Genomic DNA, 26886 nt, shown 5'->3' with positions numbered 1-26886 from the left:
GGAAAACTTCGTTGCTTTCTTGTTCATGGCTCGATTCTCTCAAGAATTCGAGCCTCCACCAAATCCGGTGTGGTTCAAATCAGTCCCCTCAAGCAAGTCTTTGAACGTCTTTGCTACATCGTGTAACGGGGTGCCCATCGGCCCACAAAGTGCAAGCACGATCTCAGCGGTGCGTGATCTGTCGATAGCGTCTTGATCATTGAGTGCGGCATCGCGCGGTGCCCGCTTCGGCGGCTGCACGATTTCGAGGTTGGTCTTAGGCATGTGGTCCCCGCAGGTTGTTCTTTTAGGAAGGATAGCCTGAAACTTCTTTGGAAAGAGTATGGTGTTAGACCAGTCGTGATGGCCGAGCTGCGCATTCCGCCTTGGCTGAGGATGGGCTCGGGGCTCGGGTGACGTTTCCAATCGAGGTCACGAGTACGGCAGGATGTGGGGCGCCAGGGGCCTGAGTCGGACGAGTTGGAAATCTGGGGCGGTTCAGGTCATGGCCGGTACCTGCCTTCAAAGACAGCCTCGACCCTTCAACACTTTCGAATCTCTGACGCAATCTTTGGCGTATCTCCACTCTCCGAATCGGGGCGGTTTCCTTCGCCAACCGATGCCAAAAAACAACCGCTTGATTCGTTCGCGCGTAAGCTGTTGATTTTTATGGCGTCGAACCGTGGCCTTTGCGGACTTTGGGCCACTTGGGGAGGGCGAGGCCGGAGAGAAAAATGGCCCGGAGAGAGTGAAAACGGGCGTTTTTCGGGAGCGGCCGGGGAAGCCGAAGTCCGCAAGAACCCGCAAGAACCCGCAGGAACCCGCAGGAACCCGCGCAGGGACGCGGACTTACGAAAAAAATGCCCAACTGCATACACAGTTGGGCATTGGTATTGGTGGAGCCGGCGGGGATCGAACCCGCGTCCGCAAGTACTCTACGATCAGTTCTACATACTTAGTTCAGTCATTTGATTTAACCGTTTTGTCGCGGACGAACACGCTACGCAACAGCGATCCACTTGATTTTAGGCTCCGGCGCCGTGGCACCACCGAAGATTATCTGACGTGAATAACCTCGCTTGGTATTGCTACCCTAACCCGTCAGAGAGCTAGTGCGAGGCAGGCGCCCTTAGGCAGCCAGTGCGTACGAGTTATCGTTTGCAGTTACTAATTTTCCCATTGATTAACGAGGTGACGGGTCCTCGGTATGCCCTGATTCGCTTCGCTACCCACGTCGAAACCATGTCGGCCCCAGTGGTAACGCTGATTATGACACAAATGGCCTACTTAAGTTCAAAGTCCACCCGTGTCGTCGCCCCCTTGTCCTTGATGCCGTCCGCGGTCAGCTTCGGCGCCACCACGAACATCCGATCCGACGCGATCTTGCCATCCAGCCAAGACCGTACGCGCTGCGCCCGCCGATCCGCCAGCGCCCGCAGATCGTCGTCGCCCACCTTGACGTTCGTCTCCATGAGCTTTTCCATCTCGTCGTCCGGCAGCGATTTCGCAAACCCGATCAGGTTGCGCGGCTTGGCAAAGTCGGCCGCCTTGTAAGCTGCCGTCAAGTACTTGCTGCGCTCCTCCGGATTTACCTTCACGGTGTCCACGTCGATGCTCTCTCCCTTGCCGACCATCGCCTTGACCTTCTGCGCCTTGATCGCGCGCTCCACCGCTACCTTGCGCAGACCGTCAGTATCCTTCGCCGGATCGACCCGACCCTCGATATCCAGCTTCAACGCCGTGCGATCCGTCAGCGCCTTGACCAGCGTCTCCAGCCGCTTCTCGCTCTCCGGCGTCAGGCGCGCACTGCCTGGCGCGAACTCCACGTAGCCCAGCTCCTGGTCGCCGCCGCCAAACGCCGACGCCAGCAAACTGAACGGCGCCGTCGCCGCCTTGACGATCAGGTTCACGAACGCCCGGAAAATCACCCCGCCAAGGCTGAACTGCGGATCGTCGAGCGAGCCGGAGATCGGGATGTCCACATCGATTTCGCCGCGCGAATTCTTCAGCAGCGATACCGCCAGACGCACCGGAAGATTGGTCGCCGTCGGGCTGTCCACGTGATCCCCGAACGTCAACTGGTCGATGAAGATGTGATTGTTCGCCGTCAGCTTCGCCTGATCGAGCAGGTAGTGCACATCGACCGTGAGCTTGCCCTTGTCGATGGGGTAGCCCGCGTACTTCGTGGAGTACGGCGTGAGATTGGTCAGCTCGATGCCGTCGGCCTTGGCACTCAGATCCACGAACGCCATCGGCGCCAGCGGATTGATCTTGCCGTTGATGCCGATTGGTGAATTCCGGTTGACCTTGCCCTGTAGCGAGACCGCAGCGGGCTCGGTCGTCGCCGTGCCGAATGCGCCGATTTGCCCACCAATATCCGTCAGGTTCGCTGTGTAGTTCGGCTTGACGAAGTTGTCCGTGAAGTTGATGTTGCCGCCTTGCAGCGTGATACGCCCGATGTGGACGTCCGCAGGCAGCGCCTTGCCAGCCCCGTAGCCCGGGCCGCGCTGTGCCGTCGTCTCGCCAGGCTTCTGCGCTGGCGTCTCGGCGGCCGTCGGTTGTCCCGCTTCCACGGCGGACGCCGCCGCATCGAGCGGTGGCTTGGCCGTCGATCCACCGAGCGGCACGCCTTCGTTCGCACGCGTCAGCGAGCGCGGTGCCGCTTCCTTGTTGCCGACCACATCGGCCAGATTCAAGCGCCCGTTCGCGTTGATGATCAAACGCGCGTAGAAGCGCGACAACGCAATGCTGCCCAACTGGACGTTAGGCTTGCCGCTGCCCACCGCCAGATTGATCTGCTGCACCGCCAGCGCATTCCAGCGCATGAAGTCATCCGTCGTGACCTTGTCGAGCAGACGTACGTTGCCCAGCGTGGCATCGCCGCGGTAGGTTGCCTGCGGGGTGTCGCCCTTCATCGCGAACGTGGCCCGCCCGTTGCTGGAGAGCAGCGCGCTCGCGATGCTCGCGTTCAATTGGTCACTCATGTACGAATCGAACGCCGCCAGATCGAGCTGCTGCGTCTTGATCTGAAGATCGGCCGCGAGCGGTTGCGGCGTGACGTGACCCGTGGCGTTGAGCGACCCTTTCTTATTGAGCGTGCCGCTGATGTCCACCTGCAACGGCTTGCTCATGTCCTGCGACGCGCCTTGCACCTTGACGTTGAGCGGTGCGAACGTCGCGTTGATCGGACGGCCTTTGACGTCGCGGTCTTCAAACCCGAGGCTGGCGTTTTCCAACGCCACCTTGCCGACAGTCCATTGCCAGCCGCCCGCGCTCGCCTGCGTGTTCGATGAAGCCGATGCGGCGGACGTCCGCCGGCCGCGCTCCGTGCCCACGCGCGCCTTTATATCTTTGCCTTTGCCTTTGTCTTGGTTTGCCGCGGCTTTCGGCTGGCCGTCGCCGGTCAGGGCGAGCAGGTTGATTTTGCCGTCCTTGTCGCGACGCGCCGACACCTGCAGCCCGTTGACGGTGACCTCGTCGAGCGCCGCTTGCCGCGCGCCCAGATCGAAGTGTGAGAGTTTCACTTCAGCCTTGGCCAGTTTGACCGGCGCGTCGCCCTTGAGACCGGTCAGCCATTCGATCTTCTCGAGCGTGGCCGTGGCCGGCGCAATTTGGACGTTGGGCTGCTTGTCGGGGGCAAACGCCGCGCTGAACTTGGCCTGGGCGCCGAGCGTGCCACTCTTGAGCTCGCCCGCGAGCGCACCTTGCGCGAAGGGCAGCAGGGCGGCGAGCGCAATCGACTGGGCCTCGAGTTCGCCGCTCGCGTTGTACGCGGGCAGGCTGAACTGGCCGTGCGCCTTGAGCGAACCGCCGCTCTGGATGCCCAGCGACGCGTCGTACGTCGCGGGGTCCTTGCCGAGCGTCGAGAACTGCTTCACGCCGATCTGGATATTCTCCAGCGCGAGGCTCGCTGGTTTCGCGCCGCGCTCGTCGGTCAAGCGCACCTTGCTGTTGACGAGCGAGACGTCGCCGACCAGCAGGTCGAGCGGCGCGGGTTCGGCAGCGGCCAACGCTTTCGCCTGGGCCGCTTCGGCCGCCGACGCCGGCGACGCAGGACGTGCCGTCTGCTCGGCCGGCACCTTCGGTGCCGCCTTGGCCGCTTCGCTCGCTTGCGGCGACGCCGCAGCCTGATCCACCGCCTTGCCCACCGCCTTGATGACCTGACGCTGCGGCAGCAGCGCCTTGGCGACGTTGATCGAGCCGTCTTTTTCCAGCGTGACGTGCTGGTCGAGACCGTCGACTCGCACACTATCGATGTGATAGACATTGCCAAGCGGCTCGACCTTGCCCAGTTTCACGTCGACTTGCTTGACCGCGACGAGCGGCGAGCCATCCGGCTCGTTGACCACGGCGTCGGACAATCCCGCCGTGCCCGTGAGCAGCACGTGATTGCCGTCCTTGTCGCGGGTGAAATGCAGCTTCAGATCGGTACTGATGGCACCGCTCTTGATCTGCGCGGGCACGTTGACCGGCGAATACCCGAGGTACTTGGTCAGATCGAACCGGTCGAGCTTGATGTCGACCGTCGATTCCAGCGAATCGGCAAACGGCTTGGTCTGGCCCGAGATCCGTACCGGCGAGCCGTCGATGGAGGCCTGCAGCAGCGGCTGCACGAAGATGTCGGTGTCGGCCGGCAGGTTCGCGATGAACGGCACGCCGACCTGCAGATGATCGATGACGTGCTTTTCGTTCTGCACGGCGTCGTCGAAGCGCACCGTACCGTTCTTGATCTGCACGTTATTCAGCGCAAAGCGAGCGGGCTTCGACGGCTCGGGGGACGGCGGTCCCGACGTTGCGCGATCGATGATGTCCGAGAAGTTGAAGCGCTGTGGGGCCGTGCGCACGATGTTGAGCACCGGCGTGTCGACGTAAAGCTCGTCGACGACCGGTGCAAAGCGGAACAGCGAACCCCACGAGGCGTTTACGCGCAGCATGCCCACGTCCACGAATGGCTGCCCCGGCGTTTTGTCGCCAATATGGACCTGATGCAAATCGAGGCGCAGTGTGTACGGGTTGAAGCTGACGTCGCCCACGCTCACCGGTCGTTCCAGATAGGCCGAGAGCTTTTCGACGGCGTAATGCTTGACCACCGCCGGCACAGTGAAATAACCGATGACGCCGAACACGGCGATCACCCCGGCGGTCCACAGGCTGGTCTTGCGCGCACGGCGGCGCACGTTGGGGTCGCGCCCGAGCGCGCGGGCACGAACGAGACCTTGTTGCAGACGAGTGCCGTCGGCGGACGATTCCGGCGAGGCTGAAGGGGGTTTGCGATCGTTCTCTTGCTCGGCCATGCGGTCTCCCGTAAGTCGCCAGTGACGCAGGCGCCGCGCCTCTGTTGCGCGGCGAGACAGACCCGGGATCGGCTGCGGTGGCCCTGTCCCGGGAGGTAATGACCCGACCCGTCAGGCCGGCAACATTACCAGCGGGGCGATCGCCCCCGCGTGTTCGACGACAGCGTCCGCCTGCCACTCGGCAGGGGTCAGCGAGTCGCCGCAATAGCCATAGGCTGCCGCGACAGTCGCCATCCCTGCCGCCTTGCCCGCCTGGATGTCGCGCAGGTCGTCGCCGACGTACACGATGCGCCCGGGCGCGATGCCGATGCACTCGGCGGCGTACAGTAGGGGGGCCGGGTGAGGCTTGCTGTGCGGCGTCGTGTCACCCGATACCACGCACGCGGCACCCTCGGCGAGCCCGAGCAATTTGACGAGCGGATCGGTCAGACGCGCGGCCTTGTTGGTCACGATGCCCCACGGCATGCCGCGCGCAGCCAAGGCCTCGAGCAGCGCGGGAATCCCGTCGAACAGGCGACTCTGCACGCACAAGGCGGCTTCGTAATTGGCGAGGAAGGCATCGCGCAAGGACGGGAACGCCGCATCCTCAGGGGCGACGCCGAAGGCGCTGCCGATCAGTCCGCGCGCGCCGTGCGACGCTTGCAAGCGCAGCGTCTCATAGGGACCCGGCGCCAGACCGCGGTCGGTGCGCACCTTGTTGACGGCGGCGACGAGATCGAGCGCCGTGTCGGCCAGCGTGCCGTCCAGGTCGAACAGCACGGCGCGAACGTTGCCATTGAGCAGTTGTGCATCGGCGCCGAAGGGCGTGGCGGGGACTCGGGCGGGGGGCTCGAACATATCAGGCATCGCGGGTGCACGCGATCATGTAGTTGACGTCGGTGTCGCGGTTGATCGCGTAACGCTTGCTCAGCGGGTTGTAGGTCATGCCGCGCAGATCCCGCACCGTCAGGCCGCTGGCGCGGGCGAACGACGCGAGTTCCGACGGTCGGATGAACTTGGCGTAGTCGTGCGTGCCACGCGGCAGCATGCGCAGCACGTATTCGGCGCCGACCACCGCCAGCAGCCAGGCCTTCGGGTTGCGGTTGAGCGTGGAGAAGAACACATGACCGCCCGGTTTGACGAGCGTTGCGCACGCCGCCACGACGGATGCCGGTGACGGCACGTGTTCTAGCATCTCCATGCAGGTCACCACGTCGTACGTTCCCGCATCGCGCGCGGCGAGCGCCTCGGCGGAGATCTCTTCATAGTCGATGGACAGGCCGGCTTCGAGGCTGTGCAGATCGGCCACGCCGAGCGCCTTTTTCGACAGGTCGATTCCCTTGACGTGTGCGCCCTGGCGCGCCATCGATTCGGAGAGAATGCCGCCGCCGCAGCCGATGTCCAGCACGCGTTTGCCCTGGAGCGGCACATGCTGCTCGATCCAGTCGAGCCGCAGCGGGTTGATCTCGTGCAGCGGCTTGAATTCGCTGTGGGGATCCCACCAACGGTGGGCCAATTCACTGAATTTATTGAGTTCTTGCGGGTCGGCGTTCATCACTTGCTCATGGACAGGGACGGCTTGGGGACAGGCAGAATGCCGCGCGGCAGCACGTGCCTGGGTACCGGCTTGACCGGCGGGCGCCGTCGAGATGAGGCAAGTATAACGAAGGGAGTGTGCCCATGTCCAAAGCGCGAGGCGTGGCGCGGCGCCGGGTGTGAAGCGCCCCGGCGTCGCGCCGATGCATCTACGCGCCTACGCGTTCACGTCGTTGTGCCTACGCCGCAGCCGGTAAATTCGCCAGCACGGCATGCGGATCGTGATAGACCAGGCCCAGCGCGTCAGCGACACCACGATTGGTCACCCTGCCGCGCGCCACATTGAGTCCGGCAAGCAGGTGCGGATCGGCGCGCATCGCGGCGACCGGTCCATGGTCGGCCAGTTGCAGAATGAACGGCAATGTCACGTTGTTGAGCGCGAATGTGGAGGTACGCGGCACGCCGCCCGGCATATTGGCGACGCAGTAGTGCACGATTCCTTCCACGACGTAGACCGGATCGGCGTGCGTCGTTGCGTGAGAGGTCTCGCAACAACCGCCCTGATCGATCGCGACGTCGACGATGACAGCGCCCTTGCGCATGAGGCCGAGCATCGCGCGCGTGATGAGTTTCGGCGCCGCCGCGCCCGGAATGAGGACGCCGCCGATGACGAGATCGGCGTCGCGCAAATGCGTTTCGATGGCGTGTTGCGTCGAGTAGACCGTCTGGACGTGGCCACCGAACTGCGCATTGAGGCGGCGTAACGCGTCGACCGATTTGTCGATCACCGTCACCTGCGCGCCGATGCCCACGGCCACCGTCGCGGCATTGGTGCCCACAACGCCACCGCCCAGGATCACGACTTTGCCGGCTTCCACCCCCGGTACACCGGCGAGGAGCAGACCCAGTCCGCCATGCGTCTTTTCGAGCGCGGTGGCCCCGGCCTGAATCGACATGCGTCCGGCGACCTCGGACATGGGGGCGAGCAGGGGAAGTCCGCCGTTCGCAGACGTCACCGTCTCATAGGCAATGCACGTGGCGCCGCTCTTGAGCAGGTCACGCGTCTGGTCGGGATCGGGGGCGAGATGGAGGTACGTGAAGAGTGTGTGATGGGGCTGAAGCCGGGCGCGTTCGACGGCCTGCGGCTCCTTGACCTTCACGATCAGTTCGGCGCGATCGAACACGTCGACCGCCGTGGCGGCAATGCGTGCACCGGCGGCGGCGTAGACCGTGTCGTCCATGCCGATGCCGGACCCGGCCTGGGTTTCGATCCACACTTCGTGCCCGCGGGCGACGACTTCGCGCACAGCGGCGGGCGTCATGCCGACGCGGTATTCGTGGTTCTTGATCTCCTTGGGTACACCGATTTTCATGATGCGTCTCCTTTTTTGTGATGTGACAGCAAAAAGTGACGACAGCGCATGCCAACGTTTCGGCGGCGCCAATCAAAACGGCACCCGAAGGTGCCGTCTGGAAGCTCAGGCGAAGGCCGGTTGGGCCTGCGCGTCGGGCGCGCGGCTGTAGCGCGCCACCGACAGATCGTCCGCCAGAATCGCGGGCCGCCGTCCCGACATCAGATCGGCCAGCAACTGGCCGGAGCCGCAGGACATCGTCCAGCCCAGCGTGCCGTGTCCCGTGTTCAGGAACAGATTGCGCAGGGCGGTGGCGCCCACGATCGGCGTGCCGTCGGGCGTCATCGGGCGCAGCCCTGTCCAGAACGAGGCGTCGGCCGTGTTGCCGGCGCCTGGATACAGATCGTTCACGACCATTTCCAGCGTGGCGCGGCGAGCCGGATTGAGCGTCTTGTCGTAGCCGACCACTTCGGCCATGCCGCCGACGCGAATGCGGTCGTCGAAGCGAGTGACGGCAATCTTGTAGGTCTCGTCGAGCACGGTCGACACCGGCGCGCGCGATGCATCGGCGATGGGCACCGTAATCGAGTATCCCTTGAGCGGATACACCGGAATGTCGACCAGGCCGCGCAGGAACGGTGTGGAGTATGACCCGAGGGCGACGACGTAGGCGTCGGCGCGCTGCACCGTGCCTGCGCAGACCACGCCATCGATCTTGTCGCCGGCAACGTTCAAACCGTCGATCGGCATGTCGTAGCGGAATTTCACGCCGAGTGCCTCGGCCATCGCCGCCAGACGCGTGGTGAACAACTGGCAGTCGCCGGTTTCATCGTTCGGCAGGCGCAGGCCGCCGGTGAGCTTGTGAGCGACGGCCGCCAATGCCGGCTCGGCGCTGGCGAGTGCCTGGCGGTCGAGCAACTCGAACGGCACACCGGCCTCTTCGAGCACTGCCATGTCGCGCGCGGCGTTCGCCAGTTGCTCGTCGGTACGGAACAGTTGCAACGTGCCCGCCTGACGACCTTCGTAAGGAATGCCCGTCTCCGCGCGCAACGCACGGAAGCAATCGCGGCTGTACTCGGCGATCCGCACCATGCGTTCCTTGTTGACGGCATAACGCTCGGGCGTGCAATTGCGCAGCATTTGATAGAGCCACTTGAGTTGCGTGAGCGTGCCGTCCGGACGGATGGCGAGCGGGGCGTGCTTCTGGAACAACCACTTGATGGCCTTCGTAGGAATGCCCGGCGCTGCCCACGGCGAGGCGTAGCCCGGCGAAATCTGGCCGGCGTTGCCGAAGCTGGTCTCGAGCGCCGGTCCGGCTTGACGATCGAGCACCGTGACGTCGTGCCCGGCCTTCGCCAGGTAATAGGCGCTGGTGACGCCGATGACGCCGCTACCGAGAACGATGACCTTCATTGCGTTGACTCCTGTAAAACCATGTTTATCCAGTAATAATTGGCATACTATTATCTGATTAGTAGGTTTAGTTAATGTATATATTGGAAATTCAGGAATAAATAATGAGAGTCCAACAGCAATCGATCCGAACGCTGGATCGGCTCGATCGGCGCATTCTCGCGCTGCTTCAGCAAGACGGGCGGATGTCGATGAAAGACCTCGCCGAGCAGGTCGGCCTGTCGATTACGCCCTGCATCGAGCGCGTGAAACGCATGGAGCGCGACGGGGTGATCATGGGGTACTACGCCCGGGTGAATCCGGCCGCGCTGGGCGCCGCGTTGCTGGTATTCGTCGAGATCACGCTCGATCACAAGTCAGGCAACATGTTCGATCAGTTTCGGCGGGAAGTGCTGCGGATCCCGGAGGTGATGGAGTGCCATCTCATCTCGGGCGACTTCGACTATCTGATCAAGGCGCGCATTCGAGAGATGTCCGAGTACCGTAAGTTGCTCGGCGACATCCTGCTGCAACTGCCGGGGGCCGTGCAGTCGAAGAGCTACGTCGTGATGGAGGAGATCAAGGAGACGCTCACCATCCACGTCGAGGAGTGAGCGCGGCGGCGGGAGGGCGGGAGAGCGTCGATAGGCTCAAGTTGCGGTTGCGTCCGGCGTCGCTTCCTAGAAGAGCGGCATTTGCGGGTCGGCCTTGTCGGTCCCGGCCTCAGGGGCTTGCGCGGCGGTTTGCCGTCCGTTGGCGACGGCCGAAGTTGCCGGTGCGGGGACCTTGAACTGATCGTTACGCAGCGGTGGTCGCGCCTGATTGAGACCCAACTTGCGGGCGGCCAGATGAAAGCGCTGACGGATCAACTCCGCATGCAAACCGGTGCCGCGCATGCGCGTGCCGAATTCGGAACTGTTGTGCTTGCCGTCGCGCACCTGCTCGATCAGGCTCATGACGTGGCGTGCCCGCAGCGGGTAATGTGCTTCGAGCCACGTCACGAAAACATCGTGAACTTCGCGCGGCAGTCGCAGCATCACATAGCCCGCGTACGTTGCGCCGGCTTGCGCCGCCGTCGTCAGTACGCGTTCGATGTCGAAATCGGTGAGCGCCGGCACGATGGGCGCCACGATCACCCCGGTGGGAATACCCGCGTCCGTCAGCTTTCGGATGGCCTCGATGCGACGTGCCGGGGTATTGGCGCGCGGCTCCATCTTGCGTGCGATTTCCGCATCGAGCGTTCCCACTGAGATGAATACGCGGGCCAGACCACGCTGTGCCATTCGCGACAGGATGTCGATGTCGCGCGTGACCAGCGCGGATTTCGTGGTGATGCCGACGGGATGGCCGAAACGCTCGAGGACTTCCAGCACGCTTCGGGTGATGCCGTATTCACGTTCGATGGGCTGGTACGGGTCGGTGTTTGCGCCGAGTGCGAGCAGGGCGGGCTGATAGCCGCGCTTGCGCAACTCGGCGTCGAGGCGCTCGGCGGCGTTGTGTTTCGCGTAAAGGCGGGTTTCGAAGTCGAGCCCCGGCGACAGGCCGAGATAGGCGTGCGTGGGACGCGCAAAACAATACGCGCAGCCATGCTCGCATCCCCGATATGGGTTGATCGAACGGTCGAAGGGAATGTCCGTCGATTGATTGCGCGAGATGATCGTTCGCGCGTTTTCCAGCGCGACTTGCGTGACGAACTTGACCTCGCATTCTTGGGCTGCATCCGATTCAAGTCGGGTCTCATCGCTTTCGCGCCGGAATTCGGAGAAGCGCGATTCGAGATTGGCGGTAGCGCCTCGGCCCTTACGCGACGGGGGCGGCGCGAATGAGGAAGCCATGACTTGTCTCCTTGATGGCAGTCCGGGGCGCGAAGGCAGGTCGTTCGCGAGGAATGCTTGTCATTATACTGTGTTTTTGTACAGTATTCGAGGGGCGGACATGACGCAAAACGGACTGGCGGGCGAGGCGGGGTGGCGCGGGTGGATGGGGTCGAGCGACTGGATGGGCTGGGGACGCTGGATGTGCTTATGCGTCGCTTTCTGGGGCGGACGGCGGCAAATATGGCGCGATGGCGCGTGCGATGGCGTCGAGTGCGGCGCCGTCAGCGTTCGGGCGTTGACGGGCGAGGTGAATCGCCCGGAGCGTCAGCAGCGAATACAACGTCGCGTGGTTGCCGCCCAGCGAGGCAAGCGCTTCGGTGTGGCGGGTGACGATGCCTGCGTCGCCCCGCGACACGGGGCCGGAGAGCGCGCCGGCGAGTCCGCGCTCGCGGGCGGCGGTGAGGGTCCCCATGACCAGCGGCCACATGGCGTCTTGGGCGTCGGCTTCCGGCATGCCGATCGCTTGCCAGAGCTGGGTAGCTTCATCGAGCAGGCACAGCAGAAAACTGGCGGCGTAATTGGCGCCGGCGTGATATCGCATCCGTTCGCCCGCCGGGATCGACAGGGCGCGGCACCCCATCGCGCGGGCAAGAGCGTGGAGCGTAGCGTTCAGCGGTGCGTCGGCTTCGATGGTGATGGCGCTGCCCGACAGGCGTATCGCGTCGTCATCGAGACCGGCAAAAAGAAACAGCGGGTGGAAGCCGCCAATTTGTGCACCGTGTCGGGTGGCGGTCGCGAGCAGACCGACCTCCGAGGCGCCGCTGCAATGCACCAGTGCCTGCCCGGCGCGCGGCGACAGATGCGCGGCGCACGTGGCGATGGCGTCGTCGGGAACGCTCAGGAAGACAAGGTCCGCGTGGGCGAAGACCGCATTCATGTCGTTCGGCCGGTGGATTGGCAAGGCCTTACACGCCGGCAAGGCGACCGCGACGCGTTGCGCCGCATCGAGGCGTCGGCTTGCGATCGCCGTCACCTCATACCCCGCACGTGCCGCCGCGAGCGCGAGGGCGCATGCAACGCGACCGGCGCCGATGAAGCCCAGCGTCGGTCGGGAGGGGGCGGCGACGGGTGTGGTCATACTCACGCGTTACTGCGACAGGCGGTTCGGCGTGTCGTGCGTTTCGAAATAGGTCTGGAACGCCACGGCGAGACCGACCATCATCAACATCGCACCCACGAACAGCGACACGCTCACGATGATGACGGCGATCCATCCCGAGCGCGATTTGCGCTGGGCGCTGGCGTTGAACTGGGCATCCCAGCGCTCGTCGGGCCGAAGTCCGTAAACAATCGCCGTCAGGAATGCGGAAAACAGCGAGATGGCGCCGAGAATCGTCAGGCCCCATCCGGCGGGAGACTGCAGCTCACTCGTGACCAGCAGCCCCCAACCCGCTACACCGCAGGCCGATCCCACGACATGGGCCCACCCGAAGCGGTCGCGCAGACCATACAGATAGAAACGATGCAGGCCCAGCGTGCCGAACAGCATTGCCAGGCCCGCGGTCAGGGTCTTGGATTTATAGGCGACTGCATTCATTGGGATGGGTTATCGGGCTGGCGTTTCGCGAATGACTTCGACCAGCGTCCAGCGCATGCTCGACGCATCGGCGGGCGGATTGACGACGGGTTCGCCGTGGATTTTCACGCGGTATTCTACGCCGGGCTTCCACGAGAAGCCATCGATGTGGGCGTACCAGAGTTCCCACGGCGCTTTCCCGGAATCGTCGGCGTTGCGCACGCGCAGGCACTTCCGTGGCGCGACGCCCACGCAATCCGCCATTTGCGAATCGACGTCGACAATACGGTCTTCCGTCTTGGTGGCGCTGGCGACCGGACGATCCAGCAACGTCTGCGAGGCGTAGGTCAGCGTCTCGCCATTCGGGGTGCGCAAAATCAACTGTGTGTCGCGGCGTTCGAAACGGGTGACGCGGGGAAGCGTCGTCAGGTAGCGGGCTTCGAAGGCCATCGAGTCCGGGCAAGCCATGCGTGTGGCGGCCGGCGCCTGAAGGCTGACCTGGCCCTTGGCCGGCCCCACCGAGTACTGGCCGAAGATCCGGTTACATCCGCCGGAGCCAGAGAACGCTCCTTTGTCGTTAAAGGTCAGGTTGATGGCGCGGCTTTCCGGCAGACTTGGCAAATCGTCGACACCTTCCCACCGCATCAGTTGCCAGGTGCCGAGGATGTCGGCGGGGGCGGTGGCGGCGGCTGGCGCGCCGGGCGACGCCTGCGATGGACCGGCGCCGCCCGACGGGGCGGCGCAGCCGGCCAACATGGCCGCCGGCACGAGGAGCGTTGCCATATAGGTGGCGAACGAGGCGGGCAGGAAAGAGAGTCGGCGTTGGGTCATGATCATGTCTTGGTGGAGTTGCCGAGCGTGCCGGGAGGGCACGATCAGCGAAAGTGTCGCGGCACACGGAGGCGGCGGACGCCGTGCGCAGCCCTGAGTCCATGAAAGGTTGACCGAATGCCGGTCAGTGCAGTTCCTTGCATCGTCATTGCGGTGAGATTCCCGAGTCGATGTCGGTCGTCGTCGTGCGGCCGCGTCACGGTTTCCGATAAGTAATGCGGTAGATCGCGCCGGCCTCATCGTCACTGATCAACAGTGAGCCGTCTGGTAACGTAAGGAGGTCGACAGGGCGGCCCCAGACCGACTCGTCGTCGCCAAGCCAGCCTTGCGCGAAGATTTCCTGCCTGGCGACGTTGCCCTTGGCGTCGAGCACGACGCGTACGACCCGGTAGCCGACCTTGCGGCTCCGGTTCCAGGAGCCGTGCTCTGCGATGAACAGACTGCCGCGATAGTCCTTGGGGAACTGTTTGCCGGTGTAAAAGCGCACGCCGAGCGCGGCCACATGGGCGCCAAGCTTTGCCACGGGGGGCGTGAAGTCCGCACAGCGTTTCTCTCGCCCGTATTCGGGATCCGCGATGTCGCCGGCATGGCAGTAAGGGAATCCGAAGTGTTCGCCGATGCGTGTGAGGCGGTTCAGCTCGTCGTCCGGCACGTCGTCGCCGAGTTGATCGCGACCGTTATCGGTGAACCAGAGCGTGCGTGTCCTGGGTTGCCAGTCGAAGCCCACGGTGTTGCGCACGCCACGGGCGACGACCTGCCAGTCGGTGCCGTCCGGCTTCATGCTGCCGATCATCGCGAAACGGTCGCCGTCGCGCTTGCAGACATTGCAGGGTGCGCCCACGCCGACATACAGGCGCTGATCGGGGCCAAATGCGATGTACCGCCAGCCGTGGTGACTTTCGCCAGGAAGCTTGTCGTAGACGACGATCGGTTTGCCGGGATTGTCGAGCCGGCTTTCGATATTGTCGAGCTTGACGATGCGCGAGACGGCCGAGATATAGAGTGCGCCGTTGCGCAATGCCACGCCGACGGGCATGTTCAGCCCGGAGGCGATGGTCTGGACCCTGGCCGCATAGGCGCGCGACGGATCGAGTGTGATGGCATAGACAACGCCTTGTGCGCGGCTGCCGACGAACAAAGTGCCTTTCGGGCCAAGCGTCATGCCGCGGGCGCCGGGCACCCGGTCGGAGAGGACTTCGACGTGAAAGCCGGGCGGCAGGACGAGACGTTCGATGGGAAGGGCGTCGCGCGCCGTGGCGAGGCATGGGGCCATCGCCAGCGCGGCGCCGAAAAACAAACCGACCCGACGCACATGCTTCACAAGATGGATGACTCGCACGGCGACCCGCACTGGCCATTGCGGCCGAGCGGGGCGCTGCCATCCACCGGTCAATCGTTGCATGCTGGACTCGCTTCACGCACAGAATGCGTGCATTGTAGACCAGTGCCTCCCGGAGCCAACGCGGCGGTCTTGTCCCCCAATCCAGGGGCGGCTTGGCGGGGCGCCGCCGGTGTCCGGGGAAGTGTTTGTTTTGACGAGGGTTTTGCGCTATAATGTCGCGTTTTCTGTCCGAACACTTCTGGATTCACAAGGATTTATTATGGTCGTTATCCGCCTGGCTCGCGGCGGCGCGAAGAAGCGCCCGTTTTACAACATCGTTGCAACCGACTCGCGTAACCGTCGCGATGGTCGCTTCATCGAGCGTATTGGCTTCTACAACCCGGTCGCTGCCGAAGGCACGGAAGGTCTGCGTATCGCTCAAGACCGTCTGACGTACTGGCAAGGCGTTGGCGCACAACTGTCGCCGACCGTGGCTCGTCTGATCAAGCAAGGCGCCAAGGCCGCTGCCTAAGCGCTTCGGCTAGTCAAGCTATCAGCATTGCCGTCGGTTTGCCGATGGCATGAGAATTGAACGGCGGTGCCTGCTCCCGAGCGATCTGGAGCGGTCATCGCCGTGTGTTCGTCACAACGTTGGATTGGCATGGTTCGTTCCGCTCGACCCGCACGTGAGCGGGTACCGCTGAAAATCGGTGCTAAGGCGCGCCGCGCCGCCGGCATGCGTGCCGAGCAGGTGCTCGCCCCGGTGACCGAAGTGCCCGACGATCTCGTCGAGCTGGGTTACATTGGCGACGCCTACGGAATTCGTGGCTGGATCAAGGTGCAGCCGCATACGGGCGAGGGCGAAGGGCTCTTGTCCGCCGATTGTTGGTATTTTCGTCGTCCCGGTGAGTCGGCCTACACCAAGGCCAATGTACTGCACAGTCGAGGGCATTCCGGTACCGTGGTCGCGCAATTACGCGGCAGCGAAAACCGGTCGGCCGCCGAGGCGCTCAAGGGCCTTCAGGTCTGGGTGCCGCGCAGTGCGTTTCCGACCGCCGGTGAAGACGAGTTTTACTGGGTGGACCTCATTGGCGCCCAGGTAACGAATCTGCAGGACGAATCGCTGGGCAAGGTCGTCGGGTTGCTCGACAACGGCGTGCACACTGTGCTGCGTGTCGCTTACGAGGCGCCTGCCGTCGACGACAAGTCGGCGAAGACCGCTGAGCGTCTGATCCCGTTCGTCGCCAAATATGTGCAATCCGTCGATATCGAGGCGGGGCGCATTGTGGTCGACTGGGGTCTTGACTACTGAGATACCGATTGATCGCCCGGCCGCTGTGGTGTCCGGGCACCTCTGGACGGAACCGGTTTGATGCAGTTTGACGTCGTCACGCTCTTTCCCGAGATGTTTCGGGCACTGACCGACTGGGGCGTCACCAGCCGGGCGCTCAAGCAGTCGCGCTATGGTCTGCGGTTTTGGAATCCTCGCGATTTCACGCATAACAGCTACAGGACGATCGATGATCGACCGTACGGCGGCGGCCCGGGCATGGTGATGCTCGCCAAGCCGCTCGACGACGCCATCGAGGCCGCAAAGGCTGCGCAGGCGCAAGCCGGCGTACCGCGCGGCCGGGTGTTGCTGATGTCGCCGCAAGGCAAGCCACTGACGCATCGTCGTGTCGTGGAACTGCGCGAACAGGAGCAGGGATTGATTCTGCTCTGTGGGCGCTACGAAGCCATCGATCAGCGTTTGATCGATCGCGTCGTGGACGAAGAGGTCAGTGTTGGCGATTTCGTGCTGTCGGGCGGAGAGTTGCCCGCCATGGCACTGATGGACTCGCTGATCCGGCTGCTGCCGGGGGCACTGAACGACGAGCAGTCGGCCGAGCAGGACAGTTTCGTCAATGGCCTGCTCGATTGTCCGCATTACACGCGACCCGAAGAGTACGAAGGGGTGCGCGTGCCCGACGTGCTGTTGGGCGGGCATCATGCAGAGATTGAAAAATGGCGACGCCGCGAGGCGTTGACCAATACCTGGCGCAAACGCCCCGATCTGATCGAGAGCGCACGCGCCAACGGATTGCTCAGTCGTGCCGATGAGGCATGGCTGGCAAGCCTGCGGGTCGATACGTCGGCCAAGTAGGTAGCGGGTGTCGTCATGGGGACGGCATTCGGTTTGCACCCATCCTCTGTCGGGGCCGGCATGCCGGTATATAACGCCGATACGATGGCACAAGGAGTGGTAAATGAATCTGATCGCCAAGATCGAGCAGGAAGAAATCGCGCGTTTGACCGCGAACAAGACGATTCCCGAATTCGCCCCGGGCGACACCGTGATCGTCAACGTGAACGTGGTCGAAGGTACGCGCAAGCGCGTTCAGGCATACGAAGGCGTCGTCATCGCCAAGCGTAACCGTGGCCTGAATTCGGCATTCATCGTCCGCAAGATTTCGTCGGGTGAAGGCGTTGAGCGTACGTTCCAGACGTACTCGCCGCTGATCGCCAGCATCGAAGTCAAGCGTCGTGGTGACGTTCGTCGCGCCAAGCTGTACTACCTGCGTGAGCGTTCGGGCAAGTCGGCACGTATCAAGGAAAAGCTCTCGTTCAAGAGCAAGCCCGCTGCCGCCCAGTAAGTCGGACGCCGCTACGCCTGGCGACCTCGTGGCCGGGCGCAGCCAAAGCCGTATGGAAAAGCACCCTTCGGGGTGCTTTTTTCGTTGTGCTGTCTTTCATCGACGCCGATGTTGCGGCGTGTCTTCGTCATCGAACGCCACGAATTGCCGTGCCATTGGCATTTTGTTTGCGTGTACGTGTTTAGGGCTTCCTCGCTAAAATAGCGAAGTTCTCCACCCAGCAAAGGTCTACGTGGCGCCACCTCTGATCCTGCATCCTGAAGCGTTACCCATCGTCTCGACGGGCGAGGGGGAGCCTGCGGTGCCGGCGGAGCGGCTAACGCCCGCCGCGTTGCGTGACCGGCTCGCGAGTCCGCCGATCTGGACACCGGAGGCGGGTGCGATCGAACTCGCGCCGCCGGCACAATTTACGCCGCGTGCGGCGGCCGTGCTCGTGCCGTTGGTGATGCGCGCGCATGGCACGACTGTGCTGCTGACGCAGCGAACCCAACATCTGAGCACGCACGCCGGGCAAGTGAGTTTTCCTGGCGGTAGCCGCGAGCCCGACGATCTGTCGCCGATCGCCACAGCCTTGCGTGAGTCGCGTGAAGAAATAGGTCTCGATTCGGGGGCGGTGGAAGTGATCGGACGCTTGCCCGACTACGTCACCGGAACCGGCTTTCGTGTTGCACCGGTCGTGGGCCTGGTCAAGCCGCCGTTCGATCTCATCGCCGATGCCGGTGAAGTCGACGAGATTTTCGAGGTGCCGCTGGATTTCCTGATGGACCCTGCACATCATCAGATCCGCGTCTTCCACTATCAGGTGGGCGAACGCCGGTTTTACGCGATGCCCTATCCGAAGCCCGCGGGAGGTGAATACTTCATTTGGGGCGCAACGGCCGGCATGCTACGTAATTTCTATCAACTCCTGCGGGCCTGACGCGAGAGACCGATCGTTTTCGCGAGTTGTCTGCCTATAGTGTGAAGTGAGTGCGTCGTGCAGGCGCCTGGGGCGGGCATTTGCGAGAAGCTGTGCTATCGTTACACCATTCCGTCTGGTGATCTGAACGCACGCATGACATTCTTTTCGGTACTCCTCGCGCTGATCCTCGAGCAGATGCGTGCCCTCTCCACGCAAAACCCGATCTACAACCTGATTCGCTCCCACGCGACCCATACGTCGCAATCGTTCGATGCCGGGCTACCCCGTCATGGCGTGCTTGCGTGGCTGGTCGTGGTGCTGCCGTTTGTGCTGGCGGTCGGTGTCATCTACTACCTGCTCATGCGGGTCAACATTTTCCTGGGCTTCGCATGGAACGTGCTCATCGTCTACCTGACGATGGGATTCCGGCAGTTCAGTCACTACTTCACGGACATTCACGTTGCGCTGAACAACGATAACGTGAACGAGGCGCGAGAAATCCTGCATCAGTGGATCGGCATCGACACGGTCGACATGCCGGTGGACGAGATCGTGCGCCACACACTGTTGCACGCGGTCATTGCCTCGCATCGCCACGTTTTTGGCGTGTTTTTCTGGTTCCTGATGCCGGTCGGTCCGGCGGGGGCGGTGTTGTACCGTCTCGCCGAATATCTGTCGCGTCGCTGGACGGAGCCCGCGCCCGATCGCAGCCCGGCGTTCGGGGCCTTCGCGCGCAAGGTTTTCTATGTCATCGATTGGGTGCCGGCTCGTTTGACGGCCATCGGTTTCGCCATTGTCGGCAACTTTGAAGACGCCATTTACGCGTGGCGCCACTATGCGAAGCAGTGGCCGAACGAGAACGAAGGCATTCTGCTGGCCGCGGGTAGCGGCGCCCTCGGCGCACGATTGACCGGCCCGCTGGCGGAAGTCTCGAGCGTCGATGCGCTGAATCAAGGCGACGACGCCGTCCTGCCTGTCGGCAGCGAATGCACGCCGCGCACGCTTCAGGCGGCCGTCGGCCTGGTCTGGCGCGCGGTTTTGCTTTGGATGCTCCTGTTGCTGCTGCTGACCCTCGCCGTGTGGTTGGGCTGAGGTTCAAGCGAGAACCCATAAAAAAACCCGCGGAAGCGGGTTTTTTTATGGCCGATTCGCGCGGATCGCTTCGCCGCTGACTGATGCGTCAGTAGGGAATCTGTTGCTCCGACTCGTGAACGAGCTGGGCATAGAGCATATGGCGCTGTTGCGAGATGCTTCCGTCGGACACGGCCGCGAGAATAGCGCAACCGGGTTCTTTCAGGTGATGGCAATTGTAGAACCGGCAGCCGGTGAGCCGCGCACGGAACTCGGGGAAGGCGCGCTCCAGTGCCCCTTCCTTGAGGTGATGCAGACCGAATTCCTGAAAGCCTGGCGAATCGATGAGCAGTCCGCCTTCGGGCAGGTGAAAGATTCGCGTGAAGGTCGTCGTGTGCTTGCCTGAGTTCAATACCGTGGAGATCTCGCGCGTTGCGGCATCGGCATCGGGGACGAGCAGGTTCACGAGGCTCGATTTGCCCATGCCCGACTGCCCGAGCAGCAACGACGCTTGATGGGCCAGGCGAGGCAGCAGCAGCGCCTTCGCCCCTTCCGGATCCGCCCGCACGGAAAGTTCCAGCACGTCGTAGCCCAGTGCGCGATACGGCGCCAAGCGCGCGCGCGCCGCCGGCAAGGCCTCGGCGACATCGGTCTTGTTGAGCACGATCAGCGGTCTCAGTGCATTGGCTTCCGAGGCGACCAGTGCTCGGCCCAGCAAATCCTCACTGAAGTACGGCTCGGTGCCCAACATGATGACCAACTGGTCGATGTTGGCGGCGAAGAGCTTGCTCTTGAACTGGTCTGAGCGGTAAAGCAGGTTGCGGCGCGGCAGGATCTCTTCAATCACGCCCTGATCGCCGGTGCGCGCCCAGGCGACTTCGTCGCCGACCGCAATTTCGCTCTTCTTGCCGCGAGGAAAGCACAGCACCGTTTCGCCATCGTCGGCTTCCACGACGTAGTGACGGCCGTGCGCCGCCGTGACTCGGCCGTGACGGCGTTCCTGCGCGGTTGTTTCGGCCGGCGCGGCTTTTCCCTTGAGGCTGCGCTTCATGCGTGCCCCAGCAAACGGTCGATGCGCTGGGAGGCGGGCGGATGCGAATAGTAAAACGCGGTGTAGACGGGGTCGGGCGTGAGCGTCGACGCATTGTCCTGGTAAAGCTTGACGAGAGCGTTGACCAGATCGCTGGCTTGCGTCTGGCTGGCGGCGAACGCGTCGGCTTCGAACTCGTGCTTGCGAGATGTCAGGCTGCCGAGCGGGCTGGCGAAAAAGCCGAACACCGGAAGCACGAGGAAGAACAGCACCAGCGCCAACGCGTTGTTGCTACCGGTCAGCGACGGCATCACGCCGAGGTCGGTGTAGAACCATGTGCGGCCGATCAGCCAACCAAGCAGGGCAAGGAATGCCAGCGACAGCACGAAGGCGACGATCAGGCGCTTCGTGATGTGGCGACGCTTGAAGTGGCCCAGCTCGTGGGCCAGCACGGCTTCGATTTCGGCGGGTGAGAGCCGCTCGATGAGCGTATCGAAAAACACGATGCGCTTGGTGCGGCCGAAGCCGCTGAAATAGGCATTGCCGTGTGCCGACCGCTTCGAGCCATCCATCACGAACAAACCGCGCGCCGCGAAGCCGCAGCGCTGCATCAGCCCCTCGATGCGCTGCGCCAGCGACACGTCCGAGAGCGGTTCGAACTTATTGAACATTGGCGCGATGACGTGCGGGAAGATGAACTGCACGAACAGATTGAAGCCCACCCAGACCACCCACGTGTACAGCCACCACAACGGTCCTGCGCGCTCCATGAGCCACAGCACGGCGAACAGCAGCGGCAGTCCGAGCAAGACGCCGATGGCGGTGGCCTTGATCATATCGGCAATGAACAGCCCGAGCGACATGCGGTTGAAGCCGAAACGCTGTTCGATCACGAACTGCCGCACGTAAGTAAAGGGCAGGTCGACGAGGCCGGAAATCAACAGCACGGCGGCGATCAATGCGATCTGACCCAGATAGCCCTCGCCGAGCCATTCGGTCACGCCGATATGCAGCAGGTTCAGCCCGCCGAGCAGCGTGAAAGCGACGAGCAGCACCGCCTGGGCAAAGATCTCGGCCATGCCCAGACGGGTGCGGGCGACCGTGTAATCGGCGGCCCGCTGATGGTCGGTCAGTGTGATCGTACTGGCAAATCGCTCGGGAACAGCCGCCCGATGGGTGACCACATGGCGGATCTGACGAGCGGCCAGCCAAAGCTTGGTCATGACCATCGCCAGCAGGAAGATCACGAAGAGGTAAGTGAGCATGCGCTTAAGGAGAATCCGAAGTATGCGAGAATTATAAGTTCTTTCGACCGGCGGGACGCCCTTGCCGGTCGCCTAACGACGCGTTTTCCAGAGTCTTCCGACCATGTCTGTCATTCCATCCCAACATCCCACGTCTGCCGATGCCGAGACGACGCTTGCGCGCGCTGAGTTCAATCTGGTCTGGCTCGATATGGAAATGACCGGCCTGCAGCCCGACAGCGACCGAATCATCGAGGTGGCGGTGGTCGTCACGGACTCCGCGCTGACGCGCCGCATCGAGGGGCCGGTGTTCGCGATCCATCAAACGGACGCCGTGCTCGACGCAATGGACGACTGGAACAAGTCGACACATGGGCGCTCGGGGCTGATCGAACGCGTGAAGGCATCGGCGGTCGACGAGGCGTCTGCCGAAGCGCAACTGATCGAGTTCCTCTCGCAGTACGTGCCGCCCAACAAGTCGCCGATGTGCGGCAATTCGATCTGTCAGGATCGCCGTTTCATGGCGCGTTACATGCCCAGGCTCGAGGCGTTCTTTCACTACCGGAACCTGGATGTCAGCACGCTCAAGGAACTGTGCCGCCGCTGGGAACCCACGGTCTACAAGGGCTTCACCAAGCGCGCCGCCCACACGGCGATGGCCGACATTCACGAGTCGATCGACGAACTGGTGTACTACCGCGAGCATTTCCTGAAGACGACCGTACCCGACGCGCCCGAGGCGGCCGCGCCCACTTCGGCCTGATCTTCCCCACAGACGCTTCACAACGCCAGCCATATCGCTGGCGTTGTGCTTTGGATGTTCGAACCGAATGGCCCGGAACGTCCTGTCGTCAGTCCATCAGGCGGGTTTCGGGGCGCGAATGGCGCTCTTGGGACGGAAGGCCTTGCAGACGGCGTCGTCGGTCTCGATGTAAGGTCCGCCGATCAGGTCGATGCAATACGGCACGGCGGCAAAAATGCCGGGCACGATCGACGTTCCGTCCATATCGCGCAACCCTTCGAGCGTTTCCTTGATCGACTTGGGCTGCCCGGGCAGGTTGATGATGAGCGCGGCACGCGCCGGGGTCTCGCGAATCACGGCGACCTGACGCGACAGGATGGCCGTCGGCACGAAGCGCAGGCTGATCTGACGCATCTGCTCTCCGAAGCCGGGCATCTCCTTCGTACCCGCCCGCAATGTCGCCTCCGGCGTGACGTCGCGCCGTGCAGGGCCCGTGCCGCCGGTGGTGAGCACCAGATCGCACTGCATTGTGTCGACCAGGTCGATCAGCGTGGCGGTAATGCCGTCGGCATCATCGGGAATCAGGCGCGTTTCGGCCACCCAGGGGGACCGGAGCGCGGCGCCAAGCCAGGCCTGGAGCGCTGGAATGCCCTGGTCGTCATAGGTACCCTGACTCGCTCGATCGCTGATCGAGACGAGGCCTACGCGAAGTTCGTCCGGATGGGCGCGGGCGACCATCAATCTTCCTCGCGGGTTGGGAATTCCGGCAGTTCGTTCTCGACGTCGTCTGAAGTTTCGGCGTGGGACGATCCGGTGCCCAGCAGATCCTTGAGCGCCTGGAACAGCTCGCGGAAGGCTTTGGGCGGCTTTTGCGCGGCCTGCTCACGGCGGGCATTGCGAATCAGTGTGCGCAGCTGCTGGGCATCGGCCTGCGGGTGCTGGGCGAGCAGCTCGGTGAGCGCCTCGTCCTTGGCCAGCAGGCGCTCGCGCCAGCGCTCGAGCGCATGCAGCTTGGCCGTTTCCGCCTTCGAGACGCCTTTGATGACGTCGAGGGCGCGGCGAATCGCTTCGACTTCCGACTCATGCAGCGTGCGCATTTGCTTGCCCACGTACTGCATCTGGCGGCGGCGGCCTTCGTGTGCGGTGATCTTGCGGCAGTCCTTGACGGCGCGTTCGAGGTTCTCGGGCATCGGCACGCGGGCGAGCGCGTCCTTGGCCAGATTGACCAGTTCTTCGCCAAGATCCTGCAAGGCATGCGACTCGCGCTTGCGTTGGGATTTGCTCGGGCCTTCGTCGGGAAGCTCGGCGTGGGAGATTTGGTTAAAGCGTTGAGTGTGCGTCATGAGCGCTATTGTAGCGCGGCGCGCGGCGTCCAAATAGTTGCCGTGCCGACGCACGGCGGCGGGGAAGTCGCGCTAAGATGGCGGTTCCTATTCAGCCACTGACCGAATCGCGCCGATGTCCCAAGCGACCCAGCATTTCACGCATACCCAGGATCAACTCAAGGAAATTGTCAGCGACGTACTGCAATACGCCCGTTCGCTTGGCGCCACCGATGCCGCGGCTGAGATCTCCGAGGGCGACGGCTTGTCGGTCTCGGTGCGTCGCGGCAAGGTCGAGACCATTGAGCGCAATCGCGACAAGCTGGTGGGCGTGACGGTATTCATCGGTCAGCGCCGCGGCAATGCCAGCACGTCCGACTTCTCGCGCAAGGCGCTGCACGACACGGTCGATGCGGCCTATAACATTGCCCGCTTTACGGCCGAAGACGACTGCGCCGGGCTTGCCGAGTCCGAACTGCTGGAGATGCATCCGCAGGACCTGTCGTTGTTTCACCCGTGGCGCATTTCGGCCGACGACGCGGTCGAATTGGCGCGTCGCGCCGAGACGGCGGCATTCGAGGTGAGTCCGCTCATCCGAAATTCCGAAGGCGCGGGCGTGTCGGCCCAGCACTCGCAATTCATGCTGGGGACGACTCGCGGCTTCCTGTCGGGATATCCGTATTCGCGACACTATCTTTCGGTCTCGCCGATTGCCGGATCGGGCCGCCATATGCAGCGCGACGATTGGTATTCGTCCAAGCGTGCCGCCGAAGACCTGGCCTCGCCCGAAACGGTCGGCCGCTACGCCGCCGAGCGCGCGCTGGCCCGCCTGCACGCGCGCAAGCTGTCCACGCGCAAGTGCGCCGTGCTGTTCGAGGCACCGCTCGCCGCCGGTCTGCTGGGGGCGTTCGTGCAGGGTGTGAGCGGTGGCGCACTGTATCGCAAGGCCACGTTCCTCGTTGACACCCTCGGCAAGCCGGTGTTTGCCGATCATGTCGGCATTTACGAAGATCCGCACGTGCCGCGCGCCATGGGCAGCGCCCCGTACGACGAAGAAGGCGTGAGGACGCGCGCCCGAGACGTGGTGAGCGATGGCGTGGTGCAGGGCTACTTCCTGTCGACCTATTCGGCCCGAAAGCTCGGCATGCAGACGACCGGCAACGCGGGCGGCTCGCACAACCTGCGCATGTACAGCAAGCTCACCGCACCGACGGACGACTTTCGAGCGATGTTGCGCAAGCTCGGCACCGGCCTGCTCGTGACCGAACTGATGGGGCAGGGCGTGAACTATGTGACGGGCGATTATTCGCGCGGCGCCTCGGGCTTCTGGGTGGAGAACGGCGAAATTCAGTATCCGGTCGAGGAGATCACGCTGGCCGGCAACCTGAACGACATGTTCCGCCAGATCGTCGCGATTGGGGCCGATGCCCTGGTGCGCGGTACCAAGGAGGTCGGGTCAATCCTGATTGAACAAATGACCATCGCCGGTCATTGATGCTGCGAATCGCCGTTGCGACGCCATAAACGCGTTGCATTTGTGCGCCGCAACGGGGCAAAACCCCATTTGCCGTGTCCGGTAGAGGTAGTTTGCGTTATGCTTAGGGGTTTTCTTAAGCCGTGGCTTAAGAACAGACGCGGTAGTTAGGGTAATGGGCGCGCTCATAAGGCGCGCCTTCTCATAACTAGAGACCAGGAATCGGAGGAAGAAGACTCATGAAAAGCACCATGACCAAGTTGCTGAGCGCGCTTGTCGCTACTGGGATGGTGGCTGCGGCCCACGCAGCCGATCTGAAGATCGGCGTGGCCGAGGCACTGTCGGGCGGTGCGGCGCAATATGGCGCCGCCATCAAGAACGGTTTCCAGCTCGCGGCGGACGAAATCAACGCCGCCGGCGGCATCAACGGCAACAAGCTCGTACTGCAGGTCGAAGACGAGCAGGGCAAGAAAGAAGAGGCGATCAACGTCTTCAAGAAGCTGATCTTCCAGGACAAGGTGCTGATGGTTTTCGGCCCGACGTTGTCGAACTCGGCGCAGGCGGCCGATCCGATCGCGCAAGCGGCCAAGACCGTGGCGTTCGGCACGTCGAATACGGCTGACGGCATTACGTCCATCGGCGACTACATCTTCCGCAACTCCGTGACGGAAGCCGACGTGCTGCCCGAGACCATCAAGGTCGCGACCAAGCACACGGGCATCAAGAAAGTCGCGGTGCTGTATGGCAACGACGACGTGTTCACCAAGAGCGGCTACGACAACTTCAAGAAGGCGCTGGCCGATCTGAAGATCCCGGTCACGACGACCGAGACGTTTGCCAAGGGTGACGTGGACTTCAAGGCACAGCTCACGAAGATCAAGGCGAGCAACCCGGACGCCATCGTGCTGTCGGCACTGATCGCCGAAGGCGCGCCGATCATGGTGCAGGCCCGTCAGTTGGGCATCAACGTGCCGTTCATCGGCGGCAACGGCATGAACTCGGTCAAGGTGTTCGATCTGGCCAAGGGCAGCTCGGATGGCCTGTGGGTGGGGAGCCCGTGGTCGATCGAGAACAGCACGCCGGCCAACACGAAGTTCATCAGCGCCTACAAGGCGAAGTACAACGTGGCCCCGGACCAGTTCGCGGCGCAAGCCTATGACGCGATGTATATCGCGGCGGGCGCAATCAAGAGCGTGAAGATCTCGGGCAACCTGGATGCCGACCGCAAGGCGCTGCGCGACGCGCTGCCGAAGGTCACGCACGACGGCGCCACGGGCAAGTTTGCGTTCCGTCAGGCCATGGGCAAGAACGGCAAGCCGGCCGGCTACGATGCACAACAGGCGCCTATCGTCAGCGTGACGAAGGGTACCAAGTACGTCATCGAGAAGTAAG

General features: G+C 63.2%; 25 protein-coding genes and 1 other RNA gene. 10 read left to right on the top strand and 16 right to left on the bottom strand.

All coding sequences use genetic code 11. From position 1 onward, the window contains the following. Window positions 1–39: 39 nt before the first annotated feature. From PCE31106_RS09670 to PCE31106_RS09640, 7 genes are all read right to left on the bottom strand, one after another. The gene (locus PCE31106_RS09670; protein ID WP_174975069.1) at window positions 40–264 is read right to left on the bottom strand and encodes a hypothetical protein; all 225 of its coding nucleotides are present in this window, start codon (window positions 262–264) and stop codon (window positions 40–42) included. A gap of 609 nt (window positions 265–873) precedes the next feature. Next, window positions 874–1232, bottom strand: a transfer-messenger RNA (tmRNA) gene (gene ssrA / locus PCE31106_RS09665). Window positions 1233–1262: 30 nt separating this feature from the next. Continuing rightward, window positions 1263–5273 (bottom strand): DUF748 domain-containing protein, encoded by a 4011-nt coding sequence (locus PCE31106_RS09660; protein ID WP_150563110.1) that lies wholly within the window; start codon window positions 5271–5273, stop codon window positions 1263–1265. A gap of 111 nt (window positions 5274–5384) precedes the next feature. Next, entirely contained in the window at window positions 5385–6110 is a 726-nt protein-coding gene (locus tag PCE31106_RS09655; protein ID WP_254440965.1) for an HAD-IA family hydrolase, read from the bottom strand. A 1-nt stretch (window position 6111) separates the two neighbouring features. Continuing rightward, window positions 6112–6810: a bifunctional 2-polyprenyl-6-hydroxyphenol methylase/3-demethylubiquinol 3-O-methyltransferase UbiG gene (ubiG, locus tag PCE31106_RS09650; RefSeq protein ID WP_026132131.1), complete on the bottom strand. Its 699-nt coding sequence runs from the start codon at window positions 6808–6810 to the stop codon at window positions 6112–6114. A gap of 217 nt (window positions 6811–7027) precedes the next feature. Further along, on the bottom strand, window positions 7028–8161 hold the full coding sequence (ald, locus tag PCE31106_RS09645) for an alanine dehydrogenase (RefSeq protein ID WP_150563109.1): 1134 nt from the start codon (window positions 8159–8161) through the stop codon (window positions 7028–7030). A gap of 105 nt (window positions 8162–8266) precedes the next feature. Next, window positions 8267–9553, bottom strand: coding sequence for a D-amino acid dehydrogenase (locus tag PCE31106_RS09640; RefSeq protein ID WP_150563108.1), 1287 nt, complete (start codon window positions 9551–9553; stop codon window positions 8267–8269). A gap of 104 nt (window positions 9554–9657) precedes the next feature. Here PCE31106_RS09640 and PCE31106_RS09635 point away from each other — a divergent pair, with 104 nt between their 5' ends. Then, window positions 9658–10146 (top strand): Lrp/AsnC ligand binding domain-containing protein, encoded by a 489-nt coding sequence (locus tag PCE31106_RS09635; protein WP_017234859.1) that lies wholly within the window; start codon window positions 9658–9660, stop codon window positions 10144–10146. A gap of 66 nt (window positions 10147–10212) precedes the next feature. Here PCE31106_RS09635 and PCE31106_RS09630 read toward each other — a convergent pair whose 3' ends face one another. The 5 genes from PCE31106_RS09630 to PCE31106_RS09610 all read right to left on the bottom strand — a co-directional run bounded on the left by PCE31106_RS09630 (window position 10213) and on the right by PCE31106_RS09610 (window position 15029). Continuing rightward, on the bottom strand, window positions 10213–11367 hold the full coding sequence (locus PCE31106_RS09630; RefSeq protein ID WP_150563107.1) for a PA0069 family radical SAM protein: 1155 nt from the start codon (window positions 11365–11367) through the stop codon (window positions 10213–10215). A 187-nt stretch (window positions 11368–11554) separates the two neighbouring features. Next, a complete protein-coding gene (locus tag PCE31106_RS09625) occupies window positions 11555–12487 on the bottom strand; it encodes a Rossmann-like and DUF2520 domain-containing protein (RefSeq protein WP_150563106.1) in 933 nt (310 codons plus the stop codon). A 9-nt stretch (window positions 12488–12496) separates the two neighbouring features. After that, entirely contained in the window at window positions 12497–12946 is a 450-nt protein-coding gene (locus tag PCE31106_RS09620; RefSeq protein WP_150563105.1) for a TM2 domain-containing protein, read from the bottom strand. A gap of 9 nt (window positions 12947–12955) precedes the next feature. Further along, on the bottom strand, window positions 12956–13756 hold the full coding sequence (locus PCE31106_RS09615) for an META and DUF4377 domain-containing protein (protein WP_174975067.1): 801 nt from the start codon (window positions 13754–13756) through the stop codon (window positions 12956–12958). A 196-nt stretch (window positions 13757–13952) separates the two neighbouring features. Continuing rightward, window positions 13953–15029, bottom strand: a complete 1077-nt coding sequence (locus PCE31106_RS09610) for a PQQ-dependent sugar dehydrogenase (RefSeq protein ID WP_254440968.1) — start codon at window positions 15027–15029, stop codon at window positions 13953–13955. Between the two features lie 328 nt (window positions 15030–15357). Here PCE31106_RS09610 and rpsP point away from each other — a divergent pair, with 328 nt between their 5' ends. The 6 genes from rpsP (at window position 15358) to PCE31106_RS09580 (ending at window position 19703) form a co-directional block, all read left to right on the top strand. Then, window positions 15358–15609, top strand: a complete 252-nt coding sequence (gene rpsP, locus PCE31106_RS09605; protein ID WP_017234865.1) for a 30S ribosomal protein S16 — start codon at window positions 15358–15360, stop codon at window positions 15607–15609. A gap of 129 nt (window positions 15610–15738) precedes the next feature. Next, a complete protein-coding gene (rimM, locus tag PCE31106_RS09600; RefSeq protein ID WP_254440964.1) occupies window positions 15739–16389 on the top strand; it encodes a ribosome maturation factor RimM in 651 nt (216 codons plus the stop codon). Between the two features lie 60 nt (window positions 16390–16449). Then, on the top strand, window positions 16450–17220 hold the full coding sequence (gene trmD / locus PCE31106_RS09595; RefSeq protein ID WP_150563103.1) for a tRNA (guanosine(37)-N1)-methyltransferase TrmD: 771 nt from the start codon (window positions 16450–16452) through the stop codon (window positions 17218–17220). A 103-nt stretch (window positions 17221–17323) separates the two neighbouring features. Next, window positions 17324–17710: a 50S ribosomal protein L19 gene (gene rplS / locus PCE31106_RS09590; protein WP_017234868.1), complete on the top strand. Its 387-nt coding sequence runs from the start codon at window positions 17324–17326 to the stop codon at window positions 17708–17710. Between the two features lie 232 nt (window positions 17711–17942). After that, on the top strand, window positions 17943–18629 hold the full coding sequence (locus tag PCE31106_RS09585; RefSeq protein WP_026132134.1) for a CoA pyrophosphatase: 687 nt from the start codon (window positions 17943–17945) through the stop codon (window positions 18627–18629). A gap of 135 nt (window positions 18630–18764) precedes the next feature. After that, a complete protein-coding gene (locus tag PCE31106_RS09580) occupies window positions 18765–19703 on the top strand; it encodes a CobD/CbiB family protein (protein WP_026132135.1) in 939 nt (312 codons plus the stop codon). A gap of 88 nt (window positions 19704–19791) precedes the next feature. Here PCE31106_RS09580 and rsgA read toward each other — a convergent pair whose 3' ends face one another. Further along, window positions 19792–20733 carry a ribosome small subunit-dependent GTPase A gene (rsgA, locus tag PCE31106_RS09575; protein WP_017234871.1) on the bottom strand — a complete coding sequence of 314 codons (942 nt, stop codon included), beginning with the start codon at window positions 20731–20733 and terminating at the stop codon, window positions 19792–19794. After that, the gene (locus PCE31106_RS09570; RefSeq protein ID WP_130025503.1) at window positions 20730–21977 is read right to left on the bottom strand and encodes a M48 family metallopeptidase; all 1248 of its coding nucleotides are present in this window, start codon (window positions 21975–21977) and stop codon (window positions 20730–20732) included. The genes rsgA and PCE31106_RS09570 overlap by 4 nt, the downstream gene beginning before the upstream one ends. Before the next feature lie 103 nt (window positions 21978–22080). Here PCE31106_RS09570 and orn point away from each other — a divergent pair, with 103 nt between their 5' ends. After that, window positions 22081–22719: an oligoribonuclease gene (orn, locus tag PCE31106_RS09565; protein ID WP_150563102.1), complete on the top strand. Its 639-nt coding sequence runs from the start codon at window positions 22081–22083 to the stop codon at window positions 22717–22719. Window positions 22720–22815: 96 nt separating this feature from the next. On the opposite strand, the gene mog is transcribed toward orn, so the two are convergent. Both mog and yjgA read right to left on the bottom strand, forming a co-directional pair. Further along, the gene (gene mog, locus PCE31106_RS09560; protein WP_150563101.1) at window positions 22816–23436 is read right to left on the bottom strand and encodes a molybdopterin adenylyltransferase; all 621 of its coding nucleotides are present in this window, start codon (window positions 23434–23436) and stop codon (window positions 22816–22818) included. Beyond that, window positions 23436–24041 (bottom strand): ribosome biogenesis factor YjgA, encoded by a 606-nt coding sequence (gene yjgA / locus PCE31106_RS09555; RefSeq protein ID WP_150563100.1) that lies wholly within the window; start codon window positions 24039–24041, stop codon window positions 23436–23438. Before yjgA ends, mog begins: the two co-directional genes overlap by 1 nt. Window positions 24042–24156: 115 nt before the next feature. On the opposite strand from yjgA, the gene pmbA reads away from it, so the two are divergent. Beyond that, window positions 24157–25515: a metalloprotease PmbA gene (pmbA, locus tag PCE31106_RS09550; RefSeq protein ID WP_017234876.1), complete on the top strand. Its 1359-nt coding sequence runs from the start codon at window positions 24157–24159 to the stop codon at window positions 25513–25515. Between the two features lie 218 nt (window positions 25516–25733). Further along, on the top strand, window positions 25734–26885 hold the full coding sequence (locus tag PCE31106_RS09545) for an ABC transporter substrate-binding protein (protein WP_017234877.1): 1152 nt from the start codon (window positions 25734–25736) through the stop codon (window positions 26883–26885). Window position 26886: the final 1 nt, after the last annotated feature.

The sequence above is a fragment of the Pandoraea cepalis genome, assembly GCF_902459665.1.
In the GTDB taxonomy this organism is placed as follows: Bacteria; Pseudomonadota; Gammaproteobacteria; order Burkholderiales; family Burkholderiaceae; genus Pandoraea; species Pandoraea cepalis.
This window is presented reverse-complemented; position numbering and strand designations above follow the sequence as displayed.

Coding starts and splice junctions, on each gene's coding strand:
- PCE31106_RS09670 (WP_174975069.1), bottom strand. CDS start 264: ATGCCTAAGACCAACCTCGAAATCGTGCAGCCGCCGAAGCGGGCACCG.
- PCE31106_RS09660 (WP_150563110.1), bottom strand. CDS start 5,273: ATGGCCGAGCAAGAGAACGATCGCAAACCCCCTTCAGCCTCGCCGGAA.
- PCE31106_RS09655 (WP_254440965.1), bottom strand. CDS start 6,110: ATGTTCGAGCCCCCCGCCCGAGTCCCCGCCACGCCCTTCGGCGCCGAT.
- ald (WP_150563109.1), bottom strand. CDS start 8,161: ATGAAAATCGGTGTACCCAAGGAGATCAAGAACCACGAATACCGCGTC.
- PCE31106_RS09640 (WP_150563108.1), bottom strand. CDS start 9,553: ATGAAGGTCATCGTTCTCGGTAGCGGCGTCATCGGCGTCACCAGCGCC.
- PCE31106_RS09635 (WP_017234859.1), top strand. CDS start 9,658: ATGAGAGTCCAACAGCAATCGATCCGAACGCTGGATCGGCTCGATCGG.
- PCE31106_RS09630 (WP_150563107.1), bottom strand. CDS start 11,367: ATGGCTTCCTCATTCGCGCCGCCCCCGTCGCGTAAGGGCCGAGGCGCT.
- PCE31106_RS09625 (WP_150563106.1), bottom strand. CDS start 12,487: ATGACCACACCCGTCGCCGCCCCCTCCCGACCGACGCTGGGCTTCATC.
- PCE31106_RS09620 (WP_150563105.1), bottom strand. CDS start 12,946: ATGAATGCAGTCGCCTATAAATCCAAGACCCTGACCGCGGGCCTGGCA.
- PCE31106_RS09615 (WP_174975067.1), bottom strand. CDS start 13,756: ATGACCCAACGCCGACTCTCTTTCCTGCCCGCCTCGTTCGCCACCTAT.
- PCE31106_RS09610 (WP_254440968.1), bottom strand. CDS start 15,029: ATGGCCCCATGCCTCGCCACGGCGCGCGACGCCCTTCCCATCGAACGT.
- rpsP (WP_017234865.1), top strand. CDS start 15,358: ATGGTCGTTATCCGCCTGGCTCGCGGCGGCGCGAAGAAGCGCCCGTTT.
- rimM (WP_254440964.1), top strand. CDS start 15,739: ATGGTTCGTTCCGCTCGACCCGCACGTGAGCGGGTACCGCTGAAAATC.
- trmD (WP_150563103.1), top strand. CDS start 16,450: ATGCAGTTTGACGTCGTCACGCTCTTTCCCGAGATGTTTCGGGCACTG.
- rplS (WP_017234868.1), top strand. CDS start 17,324: ATGAATCTGATCGCCAAGATCGAGCAGGAAGAAATCGCGCGTTTGACC.
- PCE31106_RS09580 (WP_026132135.1), top strand. CDS start 18,765: ATGACATTCTTTTCGGTACTCCTCGCGCTGATCCTCGAGCAGATGCGT.
- rsgA (WP_017234871.1), bottom strand. CDS start 20,733: ATGAAGCGCAGCCTCAAGGGAAAAGCCGCGCCGGCCGAAACAACCGCG.
- PCE31106_RS09570 (WP_130025503.1), bottom strand. CDS start 21,977: ATGCTCACTTACCTCTTCGTGATCTTCCTGCTGGCGATGGTCATGACC.
- orn (WP_150563102.1), top strand. CDS start 22,081: ATGTCTGTCATTCCATCCCAACATCCCACGTCTGCCGATGCCGAGACG.
- mog (WP_150563101.1), bottom strand. CDS start 23,436: ATGGTCGCCCGCGCCCATCCGGACGAACTTCGCGTAGGCCTCGTCTCG.
- yjgA (WP_150563100.1), bottom strand. CDS start 24,041: ATGACGCACACTCAACGCTTTAACCAAATCTCCCACGCCGAGCTTCCC.
- pmbA (WP_017234876.1), top strand. CDS start 24,157: ATGTCCCAAGCGACCCAGCATTTCACGCATACCCAGGATCAACTCAAG.
- PCE31106_RS09545 (WP_017234877.1), top strand. CDS start 25,734: ATGAAAAGCACCATGACCAAGTTGCTGAGCGCGCTTGTCGCTACTGGG.